Raw genomic sequence first — 15,651 nt, forward strand, 5'->3', positions numbered from 1 at the left:
GCGCTGGGTATGGCCGTAGCCGGAATGGAAGACAACGACGATGTTTGCCATGTTCAGGGACTCCTTTGTTCAGGTTGTGGAATCAGCGCTTGTCGATGCTGAAGCGGCCGGGGCCGAAGGCGGCGAAGGCGAGCAGGCCGCCGGCAATGGCGATGTTCTTGTTGAAGTTGATCTGCTGCATCATCTTCATCGCATCGGGCGCCGACCAGTACTTGTGGAAGAACAGCGCGGTGACCACGGTGAAGACGGCCATTGCAATGGCGGTCCAGCGGGTCTTGAAGCCCACCAGCAGCGCGATGCCGAGGACGAGCTCGACCAGGATGGCGATCGCGGCGCCGACTTCCGGCAGCGGCAGGCCCACCGAGTTGATGTAGCCCACGGTGCCCGCAAAGCCCATGAGCTTGCCGATGCCGGCCGGGATGAACAGGTACGCGATCAGGATGCGGCCGACCAGCGCCAGCGTGTCCTGGGCTGCATTGGGGGTGGTGGTTGTGGTTGCCATGTGTGAAAACTCCTCGGGTTGTTGAAACTGAAAAAAGAACAGGGGAAAAAGAAGGCCGGGCGGCATGCGCCCGGCCCGGGATCACGCCGCCAGGTCGAACACCAGCACTTCGGCATCCTTGCCGGCGCCGAGCGTGAGCTGCGATTCGCCCTGGAGCATCGCGGCGTCGCCGCCCACAAGCTTCTGGCCATTGACTTCGAGCTCGCCGCGCACCAGGTGCACGTAGCTCTTGCGCTCGGGGTCGAGCGCCAGGCTGGCCTTCTCGTCGCCGTCGAGCAGGCCGGCGAAGAGGCGCGCATCGGCATGCACCGTGACCGAGCCGTCGGCACCGTCGGGCGAGGCCACCAGGCGCAGCTTGCCGCGCTTTTCAGCGTCGCTGAACTTCTTCTGCTCGTAGCCGGGCGCAATGCCGCGCACGTTCGGCTCGATCCAGATCTGCAGGAAGTGCGTGGTCTCGTCGGCCTTGTGGTTGAACTCGCTGTGCATCACGCCGCGGCCCGCGCTCATGCGCTGCACGTCGCCCGGCGGGATGGATTCCACATTGCCCATGCTGTCCTTGTGCGCCAGTTCGCCCGAGAGCACGTAGCTGATGATCTCCATGTCCTTGTGGCCATGGGTGCCGAAACCGGCGCCCGCGGCCACGCGATCTTCGTTGATCACCCGCAGGTTGCCGAAACCCATGTGGGCCGGGTCGTAGTAGCCGGCAAAGGAAAAGCTGTGGAACGAGCGCAGCCAGCCATGGTCGGCATAACCGCGTTCCTGTGATTTACGGACTTGCAACATCGTCAAACTCCTTCGGCCCTGCCCGTGGGGGTTGCTCGGGCCTTCTTCGTATGCCGCGCCGGATGCGCAGCGGATGTGAAGAACTTTAGGCCCGCACCCCATCGATAAAAGCGCCGGGTTTTGATGGCATCATTCAAATTTTTTGATCGGTCGATTCGCCGGTCGAAGGAGCCGCCATGCCCAGCGCCAGAGACGTACTGACCCCCGATGCGCTCGCCATGCTGCAGACCGTGGCGAGCACCGGCAGCTTTGCCGGCGCGGCGCGCGCGCTCAACCTCGTGCCCAGCGCGCTCAGCTACCGCGTGCGCCAGATCGAGGACGCGCTCGACGTGCTGCTGTTCGACCGCAGCGCACGCCAGGCCCGCATCACCGAGGCCGGCGCCGAGCTGCTGCGCGAGGCGGCGCGGCTGCTCGGCGAGATCGATGCGGTGGCCAACCGCGTCAAGCGCGTGGCCACCGGCTGGGAGCCGATGCTCACCATCGCGGTCGACAGCGTGATCGCGCGCGACCCGCTGCTCGACCTGGCCACGGCTTTCTTCGCGCTCGATCCGCCCACGCGGCTCAAGCTGCGCGACGAAACCCTGCTCGGCACCATCGAGGCGCTGACCAGCGGCGAGGCCGACCTGGCCATTGGCGCGGTGCTCGACGCGGCGAGCCTGGCCTTCACCGCCACCGGCATCCGCAGCCGGCCGATCGGCGAGCTGTGCTTCGTCTATGCGGTGGCGCCGCACCATCCGCTCGCGCGCCTGCCCGAGCCATTGACCGATGCGGTGCTTCGCCAGCATCGCGCGGTGGCCGCGGCCGACTCGGTGCGCAGCGGGCCGAGCATGACGGTCAACCTGGTCGGTGGACAGGACGTGCTCACGGTGCCGAGCATGCAGGCCAAGCTGAACGCGCAGCTGCACGGCCTGGGCGGCGGCTTCCTGCCCGAGCCGATGGCGCGGCCCTACATCGAGGCCGGCCACCTGGTCGAGCGCAAGACCGAACGCCAGCCGCCGCTCGCGACCATGCACTGCGCCTGGCGCGTGCGCAGCGCGGGCGGACCGGGCCGCGCACTCGAATGGTGGCTCGCGCAGTTCGAGCACGAGGCCACGCGGCGGGCTCTGCTCGAACGGCATCGCGGGCGTTGATTCGTTGCGGGACATTCGCGGAGGGGAGTACCCGGTGGCCTGTGCACGCACCCCGAACAGGACACGTCCTCCAGCCGCCTCCCGGACCGATGTAGAGTCCGGACACATCCATCCGTCTCCGTACACAAGAAAAGAGTCCCTCATGACCACTCGCGCAACTGCAAAGGCGGCCGACCGCCACCGAACCCCCGCCGCTCCACGCCACTACGCCGTCGTCGGCGCCGGCATTGCCGGAGTCGCCTGCGCCCGGACGCTGGTGCAGGCCGGCCACAAGGTCACCGTGTTCGAACGCGAGGCCGCGCCCGGCGGGCGCATGGCGAGCGTCGACACCGCCTTCGGCCGCTTCGACAGCGGCGCGCAGTACTTCACCGTGCGCGATCCGCGCTTTGCGCTGGCGCTGGAAGCCACGCCGAGCCTCTGCCGCCCCTGGAGCGCCAACCTCGTGCGCGTGCTCGATGCGCACGGCCGCGTGGCCGAGGCCGCATTGCCCGGGCGCGAATCGCACTGGGTGGCCCAGCCGGGCATGGACGCCCTGGTGGCCCACTGGGCCGCGCCGCTGGGCGACAGCCTCGTGCTCGACACGCAGGTCACGCAGATCGAAGCCGATGCGCTCGACCCCAAGCGCTGGCAGTTGCGCACCGCCGGCGAAGACGATTCGCAGCACGTGTACTCGGGCTTCGACGCCGTGCTGCTGGCCGTGCCGCCCTCGCGCACGCGCGCGCTGCTGGGCGACGGCAAGCTTTCGGCCGCCATCAGCCAGAAGATCGAGCCGGTGCGCATCGCGCCCTGCTGGACGCTGATGATCGCCTTTCCGCAGGCCAACCAGGCCAACATGTCGCACCTCGGCCCGCAATGGAATGCGGCGCGCAGCACCCATCACCGCGTGGCATGGCTGGCGCGCGAATCGTCCAAGCCCGGCCGCGAACGCGTGGAGCGCTGGACGCTGCAGGCCAGCGCCACCTGGTCGCAGGAGCACCTGCGCGACGATGCCGCGCGCGTCGAGGCCAAGCTGCTGCGCGCCTTCGCCGAGATCACCGGCATCCATGCCGCGCCCACGCACGCCCGGGCACGCTGCTGGCCCGAAGCCCAGACCCAGGTGCCCGTGGGCAAGAGCCACCTGTGGGACGCCAAGGCACGCATCGGCGTGGCCGGCGACTGGTGCACCGGGCACCGGGTCGAAGATGCGTTCCTCTCGGGCCTTTCGCTGGCGCTTGCAGTGATCTGATCCACGGATGCGGGAGACCGGCCGTTTCGCGCCCTCGCCCACCGGCCCGCTGCATGCCGGCTCGCTGGTGGCCGCGCTCGCAAGCTGGCTCGACGTGCGCGCGCGCGGCCCCAAGGCGCGCTGGCTGATCCGCATCGAGGACGCCGACACCGAACGCTGCCTGCCCGGCATGGGCGAGCACATCCTTGGGCAACTGGCCGACTGCGGCCTGCTGCCCGACGAAACACCGGTATGGCAGACGCAGCGCACCGAGCGCTACGAAGCCGCGCTGGCAAGGCTGCAGGCCCTCGGCCTTGCCTACCCCTGCGGCTGCTCGCGCAAGGACATCGACGAGGCGCTGGCACGGCTCGGCCGGCCGCACACGCGCCATGGCGAGCGGGTCTACCCCGGCACCTGCCGCGACGGCCTGCACGGCAAACCCGCACGCGCCTGGCGCTTTGCCACCGAGAAGTTCGAATCGGCCCAGCCGGCCTTGGCCCATGGCGAACTCTGCTGGACCGACCGCCGCCTCGGCCGCCAATGCCAGGACGTGAGCCGCGAGGTTGGCGACTTCGTGCTGCGTCGCGCGGACGGCACCGACGTGGTGCGCGGCGAAGACCTGGCCGACAACACCGCGCGCCAGATCCTGCTGCAGCGCGCACTCGGCCTGCCCACGCCCAGCTACCTGCACACGCCGCTGGTGCGCGGCGCCGACGGCGACAAGCTCTCCAAGCAGAACGGCGCCACCGCCATCGACACCGCCACGCCAGAGGCTGCCCTGGCCGCCCTCGACGCGGCCGCGCGCGTGCTCGGCCTGCGCGCCACCACGGCCGCTTCCTGCGCGCCTGCATTGGCCGGCTGGGTGCCCGAATGGCGCGATCTCTACAATTCGCGGCCGTAATGACCTTTCCCGACACCGTGCCCCACGATTCCACGCCCAGCGACGACGACGACGCGGCCGACGACAACAGCAACAACAAGCCGCATCCGCTGCACCGCCGCCTCAAGAGCTTCGTGAAGCGCGCCGGCCGCACCACCGACGGCCAGGCGCGCGCCTTTGCCGAGCTGGGCCCGCTGTTCCTCATTCCCTACAAGCCCGAGCCGCTCGACCTGACGGCGGCCTTCGGCGGCCGCGCCGCGCCGACCGTGCTCGAGATCGGCTTTGGCATGGGCGAGGCCACCGCGCACATCGCCACGGTGCTGCCCGAGACCAACTTCCTGTGCTGCGAAGTGCACGAGCCCGGCGTGGGCGCGCTGCTCAAGCGCATCGGCGAGCAGTCGATCAGCAACATCCGCATCTGCGCGCACGATGCGGTCGACGTGCTCGACCACATGCTGCAGCCCGGCTCGCTGGCGGGCGTGCATGTGTTCTTTCCCGACCCCTGGCACAAGAAGCGCCACAACAAGCGCCGCCTGATCCAGCCCGAGTTCGTGAAAAAGCTCGCCGAGCACCTGCAGCCGGGCGGCTACATCCACTGCGCCACCGACTGGCAGCCCTACGCCGAGCAGATGCTCGAGGTGCTGTCCGCCGAGCCGCTGCTGCGCAATACGGCCGAAGGCTACGCGCCCAAGCCCGAGTACCGGCCGCTCACCAAGTTCGAGAACCGCGGCATCAAGCTGGGCCACGGCGTCTGGGACCTGGTGTTCCGGCGCGCCTGAGGCCGCTGCTCCTGCGGGAGGCCCGCCGGGCCTCGTTTTCCGCAGCCTTCCCGATCGGCACCGAACTTGCTACACTTTTTTACTACTGTTAAAAAAGGTGAGCCATGGACAGTTCTCGCAGGGAATGGCTGGGCAAGGCGTGCGGGGCGCTGCTGCTGGGCGGCGGCGTTCATCTGCCGGCGTTGTCGCAATCGTCGGGACGCGCGGCGGGCGCACGGGTGGTCGTGCTGGGCCAGTCGGTGCCGCTGACAGGCGCCGCCGGCGAGATCGGGCTGGCCTTTGCGGCCGGCAGCCGGCTCGCGGTGGCCGACTTCAACGAGCGCAATGCCGCCAGCGGCCTGCAGCTCAAGCTGCTGCAGCTGGACGACGGCTACGACGCAGGCCGGGCTGCCGCCAATGCACGCACGCTGCTTGGCACCGACAAGGCCGACATGCTGTTCGGCTTCGTGGGCACGGCCAGCAGCGATGCGGGTGCCAACGTGGCCGCGCAGCAGGGCAGCCTGCTGTTCGCGCCTTTTGCCGCCGCCGACACGCTGCGCGAGGCCAGCCACCCCAACGTGTTCCACGTGCGCCCCGGCATGATCGACGAGGCGCTGAAGATCGTGCGCCAGTGCGCCACCGTGGGCCAGACGCGCATCGCGCTGGTGGGCGACGACGACGCCATGGGCCGCGCCGGCCTGGCCGCCGTGCAGCAGGCCATCACCGAGCTGAAGCTGCCCGCGCTGGTGGCCTCGGCGATGGTGCCGGCCGGCGGCGCCGACAAACTCGACGCGGCGCTGAAGACGGTGCTGCRGCAGACGCCGCAGGCCATCGTGCTGGTGTCGCTCTCGGGCACCACGGCCAATGCGATCCGCAAGCTGCGCAAGAGCGGCTACAGCGGCAGCTTCATGGCCTTCTCGATCGTGGGCATCGACCCGCTCTATGCCGAACTGGGCAAGGACATCGGCGGCATCGTGATCTCGCAGGTGGTGCCGTCGCCGCGGCCCTCGGCCATTCCGATCGTCAAGGAGTACCGCGCCGCGGTCGACAACTCCGACCAGACGCCCTCGTACGAAGGGCTCGAAGGCTTCATCGCGGTCAAGGTGGCGGGCGAAGCGGTGCGCCGCGCGGGCCGCGGCTTCACCACGGCGAGCCTGCAGCGCGTGATGACCGCCATGACCGACTACGACGTGGGCGGCTTTCGCGTCAACCTGCGCCCGGGCCTGCGCGATGCCTCGCGCACCATCGACCTGATCAGCATCTCCGCCGACGGGCGCGTGCTGCGCTGAGGCGCTATCCGGTGCTCGCCAGCGCCTGCAGCGCATCGATCGACCTGAGCTCGATGCGCCCGTAGCCCAGCGCGAGCACGCCCTCGCCCGCCAGCGCATTGAGCTCCTTCGAAAGCGTCTGGCGCGTGACGCCGAGCATCATCGCCAGCGCCTCCTGCGGCAGCATCAGCGTGCGGCGCAGCTGCACCGACTGCGTGGCGTCGCCGCGCGCCAGCACCAGCAGCCGGTGCGCCACGCGCGCACGCAGGCTGCGCAGCGTGGCGTCTTCGGTGAGGCCGTAGAGCATGCGCACGCGCGCGGCCAGCATGGCGGCCATCGCATTGGCAAAGACCACGTCGCGCATCTGCTGGGCAAAGGCCTCGGGCGGCACCACGAGCAGGTCGAGCGCCTCCAGCGCGGTGGCGTCGTGGGTGCGCGGCGAGCCGTCGATCAGCGTGATCTCGCCGAACCAGTTGCCGGGCTCGAGCACCGCAAGAATGGCCTCGCGCCCGTCCTGCCGCAGCGAAGAGACCTTGATCGTGCCGGCCAGGAGGCCATAGAAGCCGCCGCCCGCCGCATGGATCGGATCGCCCTGGCGGAACACCATGGCGCCGCGCCGCACGTGGATGAGTTCGCCCGCGCCCAGCAGTGCTTCGCGCTGCGCGCGCGGCATGCTGGTGAACCATGGATTGCGCTCCATCACGGCGCGGTGCGGGGCGGAGAGACGCGGTTTGGAAGGCGGCATGCGGGGGTTTACCAGAGCCTTGCATTGTCAAATTCTTGACAGTTGAACGTCAAGCCCGGGTCTACAGTGGCCGCTCCCCCCAAAGAACACGGAGACAACACGATGAGCGAACGGGCAGGTTTCAGGAGCATGCAGGAGAGCACGCGCGAAGACTGGCAGCTGATAGGCGGCGAGTTCAGGCAGTTCGCGGCCGGCCTGCCCGCGCGCGTGATCCGGCACCTGCAGATCCTCGAAGGCGACTACGGCGGCTTTCCGGTCGACCGCTACACCCATTCGCTGCAGACCGCCACGCGCGCGCTGCGCGACGGCCGCGACGAGGAATACGTGGTGTGCGCGCTCCTGCACGACATCGGCGACACGCTCGGCAGCTTCAACCATCCCGACATTGCCGCGGCCATCCTCAAGCCCTTCGTGAGCGAGGCCAACCACTGGATGGTGCAGCACCACGGCATCTTCCAGGGCCACTACTTCTTCCATCACATCGGCCTGGACCGCGACATGCGCGACGGCTTCAAGGACCATCCGCACTACGAGCGCACGGCCGAGTTCTGCGCGCTCTACGACAACCCGGCCTTCGACCCCCGCGCCGAGACGCTGCCCATCAGCGAGTTCGAGCCCATGCTGCAGCGCCTGATGGCGCAGCCGAAGCAGAGCATCTACAAGGCGGCCATGAAGGAACCAGCCGCGGCCTGACCCATCCCCAAGGAAACCACCACCATGAACGCAAACACCCAATCCGAAATCCAGAAGCTCGTCTCCGCCGAGGAGTGGCAGCTGCGCGTCGACCTTGCCGCCTGCTACCGCCTGGTGGCGCTCTACGGCTGGAGCGACCTGGTCTTCACGCACATCAGTGCGCGCATTCCCGGGCCCGAGCACCACTTCCTGATCAACCCCTACGGCCTGATGTTCGACGAGATCACCGCGTCGAGCCTGGTCAAGGTCGACCAGCAGTGCAACAAGATCATCGACTCGCCCTACCCCGTGAACCCGGCCGGCTTCGTGATCCACAGCGCCGTGCATGCGGCGCGCGAAGACATCCAGTGCGTGCTGCACACCCACACCAAGGCCGGCATTGCGGTGAGCGCGCAGAAGAACGGCGTGCTGCCCATCAGCCAGCAGTCGACCTTCGTGCTGGCATCGCTGGCCTACCACGACTACGAAGGCGTGGCCTTCCGCGACGACGAGAAGCCGCGCCTGCAGGCCGACATGGGCAACGCCAATTTCCTGATGCTGCGCAACCACGGCCTGCTGACTTGCGGCAAGACCATTGCCGACGCCTTCCTTTCGATGTACACCTTCGAGAACACCTGCCAGATCCAGATCGCCGCGCAATCGGGCGGCGGCGAGCTCACGCAGGTGAACCCCAGGATCGTCGAGGGCGTGGGCCAGGCGATGAAGGTGCAGACCGGCGGCCTGGGCGGGCAGTTCGTCTGGCCCTCGCTGATCCGCAAGCTCGACCGCATCGACGACAGCTACAGGCAATAAGCAACAAGCGCCGATCCCGGTTTCCACGGCTGCCAGCGCCTGCGCGACGGGTGTTGGCGGCCATTTTTTCATCTGCGCGATGATGCGGGCATGGAACTCCGGCAACTGCGCTACTTCGTCAAGGTCTGCGAACTGCGCAGCATGGGCCGTGCGGCCGTCGAACTGGGCGTGGTCACCTCGGCGCTGAGCCAGCAGATCAGCCGGCTCGAAGGCGAGCTTTCCACGCGCCTCTTGCAGCGCAGCTCGACCGGCGTGGCGCCCACCGATGCCGGCCTGGCCTTTTTGCAGCAGGCCCAGCTCACGCTGCGGCATGCCGACGATGCCGTGCGCGCGGCGCAGCAGGCGCGCCTGTCGGGCCATGTGAGCGTGGGCCTTGCGCCCACCACGGCCACCGTGCTGGGCGTGCCGCTGATGCGCGCCATGCAGCAGCGCTACCCCGAGGTGCGGCTGCACATGGTCGAGGCGCTGTCGGGCCATCTCACGACGATGCTGCATGCGCGCCAGCTCGACCTGGCGGTGCTGTTCCAGACCGATACGCCGCGGCGCTGGAGCGTGGCGCCGCTCCTGGCCGAGAAGCTGTTCGTGATCGCGTCGCCGACGCTGGAGGGGCGCCCCACGGGCACCAGGGTCCGCCTGTCGCAGCTCGCCGAGGTGCCGCTGATCCTGCCGAGCGGCAGCCACGGCCTGCGCGYGACGCTGATGACGGCCTTTGCGCGGGCCCGCATCCAGCCGCGCATCGTTGCCGAGGTCGACGGCCTCGCGCTGCTGATGGACGCGGTGCGCGCGGGCTACGGCGCCACCGTGCAGCCCGGCGCCGCCACGGCCCGGCATGACCGCGACGACCTGGAGCTCACGCAGATCAGCGATGCGCACGTGGGCCGCCGCAACCTGCTCGTAAGCCTGTCCGACGACGAGCTTTCGCCGGCCGCTCTGGCCGCGCGCGTGGTGGTTGCCGACACGGCGCGCGCCCTGGTGCGCGAGGGCCGATGGACCGGCGCAAGTCTTCTCGATAACTGAACACCCGTTGCGTCGTTCGGCCTTTCGCCTGAAGGCCTGGCTCCCTAAAGTCTCCTGGATTCAAAGGAGACCCACGAGTGATAGATGTACTGGTTGTCGGCGGCGGCAATGCCGCGCTGTGCGCCGCGCTGATGGCGCGCGAGGCCGGCGCTTCGGTGCTGCTGCTGGAAGCCTCGCCGAAGGAATGGCGCGGCGGCAATTCGCAGCACACCCGCAACCTGCGCTGCATGCACGATGCCCCGCAGGACGTGCTGGTCGATGCCTACCCTGAAGAGGAGTACTGGCAAGACCTGCTGAAGGTGACGGGTGGCCTGACCGACGAGCACCTCGCGCGGCTGGTGATCCGCGCCTCGTCGAACTGCCGCGACTGGATGCGCAGCCACGGCGTGCACTTCCAGCCGCCGCTGTCGGGTGCGCTGCACGTGGCGCGCACCAATGCCTTCTTCATGGGCGGCGGCAAGGCGCTGGTGAACGCCTATTTCCGGAGCGCCGAAAAACTCGGCGTGCAGATCCGCTACGAGACGCCCGTGGCCTCGGTGGAGCTCGACGGCGACCGCTTCGTGGCCGTGCGCACCGAGGCCGGCGAGCGCATCGAAGCCAGGAGCTGCGTGCTGGCCGCCGGCGGCTTCGAATCGAACCGTGAATGGCTGCGCGAAGCCTGGGGCCGGAACGAGCGCGGCGAATGGCCGGCCGACAACTTCCTCGTCCGCGGCACGCGCTTCAACCAGGGCGTGCTGCTGAAATACATGATCGGCGCCGGCGCCGACAGCATCGGCGATCCGTCGCAGGGCCACATGGTGGCCATCGATGCGCGCGCACCGCTCTACGACGGCGGCATCTGCACCCGCATCGACTGCGTGTCGCTCGGCGTGGTGGTCAACCGTGACGCGCAGCGCTTCTACGACGAGGGCGAAGACTTCTGGCCCAAGCGCTACGCGATCTGGGGCCGGCTCGTGGCGCAGCAGCCGGGGCAGATCGCGTGGTCGGTCATCGACCAGAAGGCCGTCGGGCGCTTCATGCCGCCAGTATTCGCCGGCACGCAGGCAAGCACGCTGGGCGAACTCGCGCAGAAGATTGGCCTGGACGAAGCCACGTTCGTCCGCACCGTGCAGGACTACAACGCGGCCTGCCGCGTCGGCCGCTTCGACCACACGGCCCTCGACGACTGCCACACCGAAGGCATCGCGCCCGCCAAGACGCACTGGGCGCGTCCGATCGACACCGCACCCTTCTACGCCTACCCGCTGCGGCCCGGCATCACCTTCACGTATCTCGGCCTGAAGGTGGACGAGACCGCGGCCGTGCGCTTTGGCGGCCGGCCCAGCCCCAACCTGTTCGTGGCCGGCGAAATGATGGCCGGCAACGTGCTGGGTAAGGGCTACACGGCCGGCGTGGGCATGAGCATCGGCACGGCCTTCGGCCGCATCGCGGGCACGCAGGCGGCACGCGCAGCAAAGAGCCATTCGAAAAAGAATTCCCCGGAGACCGCCCTTGCAGCAGCTCACTGACCTGGTCGCACGCGCCCGTGCGGATGCCGATGGCATCGGCAGCGCATCGGCGCGCGTCATTCCCATCCGGCCGGCGCTGCCGCTCGCCGCCAGCGAAGCCGAAGTCGCGCGCATCCTGCAGATCTGCAACGCCTGCCGGTATTGCGAAGGCTTCTGCGCCGTGTTCCCCGCAATGACGCGGCGGCTGGAGTTCGGCAAGGCCGACACGCACTATCTGGCCAACCTGTGCCACAACTGCGGCTCCTGCCTGCATGCCTGCCAATATGCGCCGCCGCACGAGTTTGCGGTGAACGTGCCGCAGGCGATGGCGCAGGTGCGCCTGCAGACCTACCACGACTACGCCTGGCCCCCTGCGATGGGCGCGCTCTACAAGAAGGCCGGGCTCACCGTCGCGCTGGCGCTGGCCGGTGGATTGGCGCTGTTCCTCGTGCTGGCCGTCGCGATGTCGGGCTCGCTGCTGCACGAGCCGCTCGCGGGCAACTTCTACGCGATCTTTCCGCACAACTTTCTCGCGCTGGTGTTCGGCGCGGTGTTCGCCTTTGTGCTGTTCGCGCTGGCAATGGGCGTGCGGCGCTTCTGGCGCGAGGTGTCGCCGACGCAGGAGAACGCGCCGGGCGAAGTGGCCGGCGTGCGCGCCGCGGCCGGCGCCGAGGCCGCGCACGACGTGCTGCGCCTCACCTACCTGGACGGCGGCCACGGCGAGGGCTGCAACAACGAAGACGACCGCTTCACGCCCTGGCGCCGGCGTTTCCACCACTTCACCTTCTACGGCTTCATGCTGTGCTTCGCCTCCACCTGCGTGGCAACGCTCTACCACTACCTGCTGGGCCTGCACGCGCCCTATGCGCTCACGAGCCTGCCGGTGCTGCTGGGCACCGCGGGCGGCATCGGCCTGGTGATCGGCCCCGTCGGGCTGCTGTGGCTGAACCTGCGGCGCAATGCGGCGCATGGCGACGTGGCCCAGCGGCCGATGGACCGCGGCTTCATCGCGCTGCTGCTGCTCACCAGCGTGACCGGCCTGGCCCTGCTCGCGTGGCGCGACACCGCCTTCATGGCGCTGCTGCTCGCGGTGCACCTGGGCGTGGTGATGGCGCTGTTCCTCACGCTGCCCTACGGCAAGTTCGCGCACGGCATCTTCCGCTCGGCGGCGCTGCTCAAGTTCGCGATCGAGAAACGCCTGCCCAGCCGCCTGCAGCTGGGCGCCGAGTGAATGAACTCGTGCACCCCAGACCCTGCAATCTTCAAAGCCACGACAACACCAAGACCCATCACGATGAACAAGACGCTCTCCTCTTTCCTGCGCGCCGGCATGGCCGCCCTGCTCTCGGCGGCGGCCGCATCGACCGCGCTCGCAGACGGCTGGCCCGCCAAGCCCATCACCATCGTCGTGCCCTTTGTGGCAGGCGGCACCACTGACATCGTCGCGCGCACCGTGGGCCAGAAGCTCTCGGAATCGCTCGGGCAGCCGGTCATCATCGACAACCGTGGCGGCGCGGGCGGCACCGTGGGCGCGGCCATCGCATCGAAGGCGCCGGCCGACGGCTACACGCTGTTCCTGGCCACCATCGCGCATTCGATCGCGCCGGGCCTCTACAAGCGCCTGCCCTACGACTTCCAGCGCGACTTCGATCCCGTGGCGCTCGTGGCCTCCACGCCCAACGTGCTGGTGGTCAACGACAAGGTGCCGGCCAGGTCGGTGGCGGAACTGGTGGCCTACATCAAGGCCAATCCCGGCAAGGTGAACTTCGGCTCGGCCGGCAACGGCAGCACCGAGCACATCTCGGGCGAGCTGTTCCGCTCGATGACCCGGACCGACGTCACCCACGTGCCCTACAAGGGCGGCGCGCCGATGATGGCGGACCTGATCGGCGGCCAGATCCAGATGGCCATCGAGACCAGCCCCTCGGCCGCGCCGCACGTGCGCGGCGGCAAGGTGCATGCGCTGGCCGTGACCACGCTGAAGCGCTCGCCGGCCTACCCGGGCGTGCCCACGCTGGACGAGGCCGGCCTCAAGGGCTACGACATGACCACCTGGTTCGCACTCATGGCACCGCACGGCACGCCGCCGGCACTGGTCACGCGCCTGAACGCCGAAGTCGCCCGCGCGCTGCAGCAGCAGGACGTGGCCAGGCGTTTCGAGGAGCAAGGCGTAACAGCAGGCAACATGCGGCCGGCCGAGCTCAAGGCCTTCATCGGCAGCGAAACCACCAAGTGGGTGAAGGTGGCCCGCGACGCCGGCGCGACCGCCGAATAGGCGCCCGCGCCTTACCGTCAAAGCCCGGCCGTTCCGTGCGGCATCGCTTTGGCATGAGAATGGCGTGCCATGCACGTTCGAATCCCCGCCATGGCGGCGGCCCTGCTGGGCCTGGCCTCGGTTCTCTTCTCCCCCGCGTCTCTCCCGGCCCCGGCCACCGCCGAGGGCGCCAAGGGCGCGGACGCCCGCATCGAATCGCTCATCGCCCGCATGACGGTCGAGGAGAAGGTCGGCCAGCTCAGCCTCTACGGCCCCGCCAACACCAACATTCCCGGCAACCCGCAAGCCGGCCAGCGCAATGCGCAGCAGGAGATCGACGACGTGCGCGCCGGCCGCGTCACCGGCCTGTTCAACAACGAGGGGCTGGAGCGCAAGCGGGTGCTGCAGGAGGTGGCCGTGCGCGAATCGCGCCTGGGCATTCCGCTGCTGTACGGCGCCGACGTGATCCACGGCTTTCGCACCATCTTCCCGATGCCGCTGGCCGAGGCCGCGAGCTGGGAGCCCGAACTGGCCGAGCGCACCGCGCGCGCCGCCGCGGTGGAAGCGAGCGCCGATGGCTTTCGCTGGACCTTCGCGCCGATGGTGGACATTGCACGCGATGCGCGATGGGGCCGCGGCATCGAGGGCGCGGGCGAAGACGTGTACCTGGCCAACCAGTTCGCGGCCGCGCGCGTGCGCGGCTTCCAGGGCGCCGACCTCTCGCGCGGCGATTCGCTGCTGGCCACGCCCAAGCACTTCGCGGCCTACGGCGCTGCCGAGGGCGGGCTCGATTACGCCGCCACCGACATCTCCGAGCGCACGCTGCGCCAGGTCTACCTGCCGCCGTTCCGCGCCGCGCTGGACGCGGGCGCGCTCTCGGTCATGAGCGCCTTCAACGAGATCTCGGGCATTCCGTCGATTGCCAACCCGGCGCTGCTCACGGGCGTGCTGCGCGACGAATGGAAGTTCAAGGGCTTCGTGGTGTCCGACTACACGGCCGACGAGGAACTGATCGCGCACGGCTACGCCGCCGACGGCCGCGAGGCGGCCAAGCAGTCGTTCCTGGCCGGCACCGACGTCAGCATGCAGAGCGGCCTGTACATGCGCCACCTACCCGAACTCGTGGCCTCGGGCGAAGTGCCGATGGCGCGCCTGGACGACGCGGTGCGCCGCGTGCTGTGGGTCAAGCAGAAGCTGGGCCTCTTCGACCAGCCGCTGCGCGGGCTCGACGCCGCACCGGCACAGCCGCGGGCCGACAACCCCGCGCACATCGCGCTGGCGCGCGAGGATGCGCGCCGCTCCATCGTGCTGCTGAAGAACGAACGCGCAGTGCTGCCGCTGCCCAAGGCGGGCCGCAAGATCGCGCTGATCGGGCCCTTCGCCTCGGGCACGCAGGACCTGCTCGGCGCGTGGAGCCTGTTTCCGGGCCAGGCGGCGCCCGTGGGCATCGACGACGGCCTGCGCGCCGCGCTGGCCGACCCGGGCGCGCTGGCGGTGGTGCGCGGCTCGGGCATCGATGCGCCGCTGGCCGGCGGCATCGAGGCCGCCGTGGCCGCCGCGCGCGAGGCCGACGTGGTGGTGCTCGCCATCGGCGAGAGCGAGCGCATGTCGGGCGAGGCGCGCTCGCGCACCGACATCGGCATTCCGCAGGCCCAGCAGGACCTGGCCGAGGCCGTGGCCGCCACCGGCAAGCCCGTGGTCGTGCTGCTGAGCAACGGCCGCGCGATGGCACTCAAGGGTGCGGTGCGCAATGCAGACGCCATCCTCGTCACCTGGTTTCTCGGCGTGCAGACCGGCAACGCCATTGCCGACGTGGTGTTCGGCGACTTCAATCCCTCGGGCCGCCTGCCGGTGAGCTTTCCGCAGGCTTCCGGCCAGGTGCCCTTCTACTACGGCCAGAAGCGCACCGGCCGGCCGCTGCCCGACTACGACCAGGCCATGGCCTTCAAGACCCGCTACGTGGACACCACGAACCGGGCGCTCTACCCCTTCGGCCATGGCATCGGCTATGCGCCGGTGCGCTACGACGGCATGGAGCTGAGCCAGGACCGGCTGCCGATCGGCGGCACGCTGCGCGTGCGCGCCACCGTCACCAACACCGGCCAGCGCGAGGCCGAGGAAGTGGTGCAGTTGTATGC

General features: G+C 69.3%; 15 protein-coding genes. 12 read left to right on the forward strand and 3 right to left on the reverse strand.

The annotated features are described in order from the left end of the window. Nucleotides 1–82 precede the first annotated feature (82 nt). Entirely contained in the window at nt 83–568 is a 486-nt protein-coding gene (locus AC1DOC_RS05385) for a DoxX family protein (protein WP_259347625.1), read from the reverse strand. A gap of 15 nt (nt 569–583) precedes the next feature. Further along, complete coding sequence (locus tag AC1DOC_RS05390) at nt 584–1,285, reverse strand: pirin family protein (protein ID WP_478080485.1); 702 nt, start codon at nt 1,283–1,285, stop codon at nt 584–586. Between the two features lie 176 nt (nt 1,286–1,461). On the opposite strand from AC1DOC_RS05390, the gene AC1DOC_RS05395 reads away from it, so the two are divergent. From AC1DOC_RS05395 to AC1DOC_RS05415, 5 genes are all read left to right on the forward strand, one after another. After that, nucleotides 1,462–2,415 carry a LysR family transcriptional regulator gene (locus AC1DOC_RS05395; protein ID WP_012748223.1) on the forward strand — a complete coding sequence of 318 codons (954 nt, stop codon included), beginning with the start codon at nt 1,462–1,464 and terminating at the stop codon, nt 2,413–2,415. Between the two features lie 142 nt (nt 2,416–2,557). Further along, nucleotides 2,558–3,640 (forward strand): NAD(P)/FAD-dependent oxidoreductase, encoded by a 1,083-nt coding sequence (locus tag AC1DOC_RS05400; RefSeq protein ID WP_307592464.1) that lies wholly within the window; start codon nt 2,558–2,560, stop codon nt 3,638–3,640. 7 nt (nt 3,641–3,647) lie between these two features. Beyond that, complete coding sequence (gluQRS, locus tag AC1DOC_RS05405; protein ID WP_478129496.1) at nt 3,648–4,520, forward strand: tRNA glutamyl-Q(34) synthetase GluQRS; 873 nt, start codon at nt 3,648–3,650, stop codon at nt 4,518–4,520. After that, nucleotides 4,520–5,278, forward strand: coding sequence for a tRNA (guanosine(46)-N7)-methyltransferase TrmB (trmB, locus tag AC1DOC_RS05410; protein WP_018904635.1), 759 nt, complete (start codon nt 4,520–4,522; stop codon nt 5,276–5,278). Before gluQRS ends, trmB begins: the two co-directional genes overlap by 1 nt. A gap of 104 nt (nt 5,279–5,382) precedes the next feature. Beyond that, nucleotides 5,383–6,546, forward strand: coding sequence for an ABC transporter substrate-binding protein (locus tag AC1DOC_RS05415; protein WP_478129497.1), 1,164 nt, complete (start codon nt 5,383–5,385; stop codon nt 6,544–6,546). Nucleotides 6,547–6,550: 4 nt separating this feature from the next. Here AC1DOC_RS05415 and AC1DOC_RS05420 read toward each other — a convergent pair whose 3' ends face one another. Continuing rightward, complete coding sequence (locus tag AC1DOC_RS05420) at nt 6,551–7,270, reverse strand: Crp/Fnr family transcriptional regulator (protein ID WP_478080488.1); 720 nt, start codon at nt 7,268–7,270, stop codon at nt 6,551–6,553. A gap of 102 nt (nt 7,271–7,372) precedes the next feature. Here AC1DOC_RS05420 and AC1DOC_RS05425 point away from each other — a divergent pair, with 102 nt between their 5' ends. The 7 genes from AC1DOC_RS05425 to AC1DOC_RS05455 all read left to right on the forward strand — a co-directional run. Next, the gene (locus AC1DOC_RS05425) at nt 7,373–7,963 is read left to right on the forward strand and encodes an HD domain-containing protein (protein ID WP_018904638.1); all 591 of its coding nucleotides are present in this window, start codon (nt 7,373–7,375) and stop codon (nt 7,961–7,963) included. Nucleotides 7,964–7,987: 24 nt separating this feature from the next. Continuing rightward, complete coding sequence (locus AC1DOC_RS05430) at nt 7,988–8,755, forward strand: class II aldolase/adducin family protein (RefSeq protein ID WP_018904639.1); 768 nt, start codon at nt 7,988–7,990, stop codon at nt 8,753–8,755. A 90-nt stretch (nt 8,756–8,845) separates the two neighbouring features. After that, nucleotides 8,846–9,772, forward strand: coding sequence for a LysR family transcriptional regulator (locus AC1DOC_RS05435; protein WP_478129498.1), 927 nt, complete (start codon nt 8,846–8,848; stop codon nt 9,770–9,772). A gap of 77 nt (nt 9,773–9,849) precedes the next feature. Continuing rightward, on the forward strand, nt 9,850–11,280 hold the full coding sequence (gene tcuA, locus AC1DOC_RS05440) for an FAD-dependent tricarballylate dehydrogenase TcuA (RefSeq protein ID WP_478080490.1): 1,431 nt from the start codon (nt 9,850–9,852) through the stop codon (nt 11,278–11,280). Beyond that, complete coding sequence (gene tcuB / locus AC1DOC_RS05445) at nt 11,264–12,490, forward strand: tricarballylate utilization 4Fe-4S protein TcuB (protein ID WP_478080491.1); 1,227 nt, start codon at nt 11,264–11,266, stop codon at nt 12,488–12,490. The genes tcuA and tcuB overlap by 17 nt, the downstream gene beginning before the upstream one ends. A gap of 63 nt (nt 12,491–12,553) precedes the next feature. Further along, a complete protein-coding gene (locus tag AC1DOC_RS05450) occupies nt 12,554–13,534 on the forward strand; it encodes a tripartite tricarboxylate transporter substrate binding protein (protein ID WP_278875624.1) in 981 nt (326 codons plus the stop codon). Between the two features lie 69 nt (nt 13,535–13,603). Continuing rightward, on the forward strand, nt 13,604–15,651 hold a 2,048-nt coding region (locus tag AC1DOC_RS05455), incomplete at its 3' end, for a glycoside hydrolase family 3 N-terminal domain-containing protein (protein ID WP_478129499.1).

It is taken from the genome of Variovorax sp. 01T439_2 (genome assembly GCF_056398445.1).

Excerpts from the sequence above, each read along its gene's own strand:
- AC1DOC_RS05430 (WP_018904639.1), top strand. The coding sequence starts at position 7,988 with ATGAACGCAAACACCCAATCCGAAATCCAGAAGCTCGTCTCCGCCGAG.
- AC1DOC_RS05385 (WP_259347625.1), bottom strand. The coding sequence starts at position 568 with ATGCCGCCCGGCCTTCTTTTTCCCCTGTTCTTTTTTCAGTTTCAACAA.
- AC1DOC_RS05420 (WP_478080488.1), bottom strand. The coding sequence starts at position 7,270 with ATGCCGCCTTCCAAACCGCGTCTCTCCGCCCCGCACCGCGCCGTGATG.
- trmB (WP_018904635.1), top strand. The coding sequence starts at position 4,520 with ATGACCTTTCCCGACACCGTGCCCCACGATTCCACGCCCAGCGACGAC.
- AC1DOC_RS05450 (WP_278875624.1), top strand. The coding sequence starts at position 12,554 with ATGAACAAGACGCTCTCCTCTTTCCTGCGCGCCGGCATGGCCGCCCTG.
- gluQRS (WP_478129496.1), top strand. The coding sequence starts at position 3,648 with ATGCGGGAGACCGGCCGTTTCGCGCCCTCGCCCACCGGCCCGCTGCAT.
- AC1DOC_RS05425 (WP_018904638.1), top strand. The coding sequence starts at position 7,373 with ATGAGCGAACGGGCAGGTTTCAGGAGCATGCAGGAGAGCACGCGCGAA.
- AC1DOC_RS05400 (WP_307592464.1), top strand. The coding sequence starts at position 2,558 with ATGACCACTCGCGCAACTGCAAAGGCGGCCGACCGCCACCGAACCCCC.
- AC1DOC_RS05395 (WP_012748223.1), top strand. The coding sequence starts at position 1,462 with ATGCCCAGCGCCAGAGACGTACTGACCCCCGATGCGCTCGCCATGCTG.
- AC1DOC_RS05390 (WP_478080485.1), bottom strand. The coding sequence starts at position 1,285 with ATGTTGCAAGTCCGTAAATCACAGGAACGCGGTTATGCCGACCATGGC.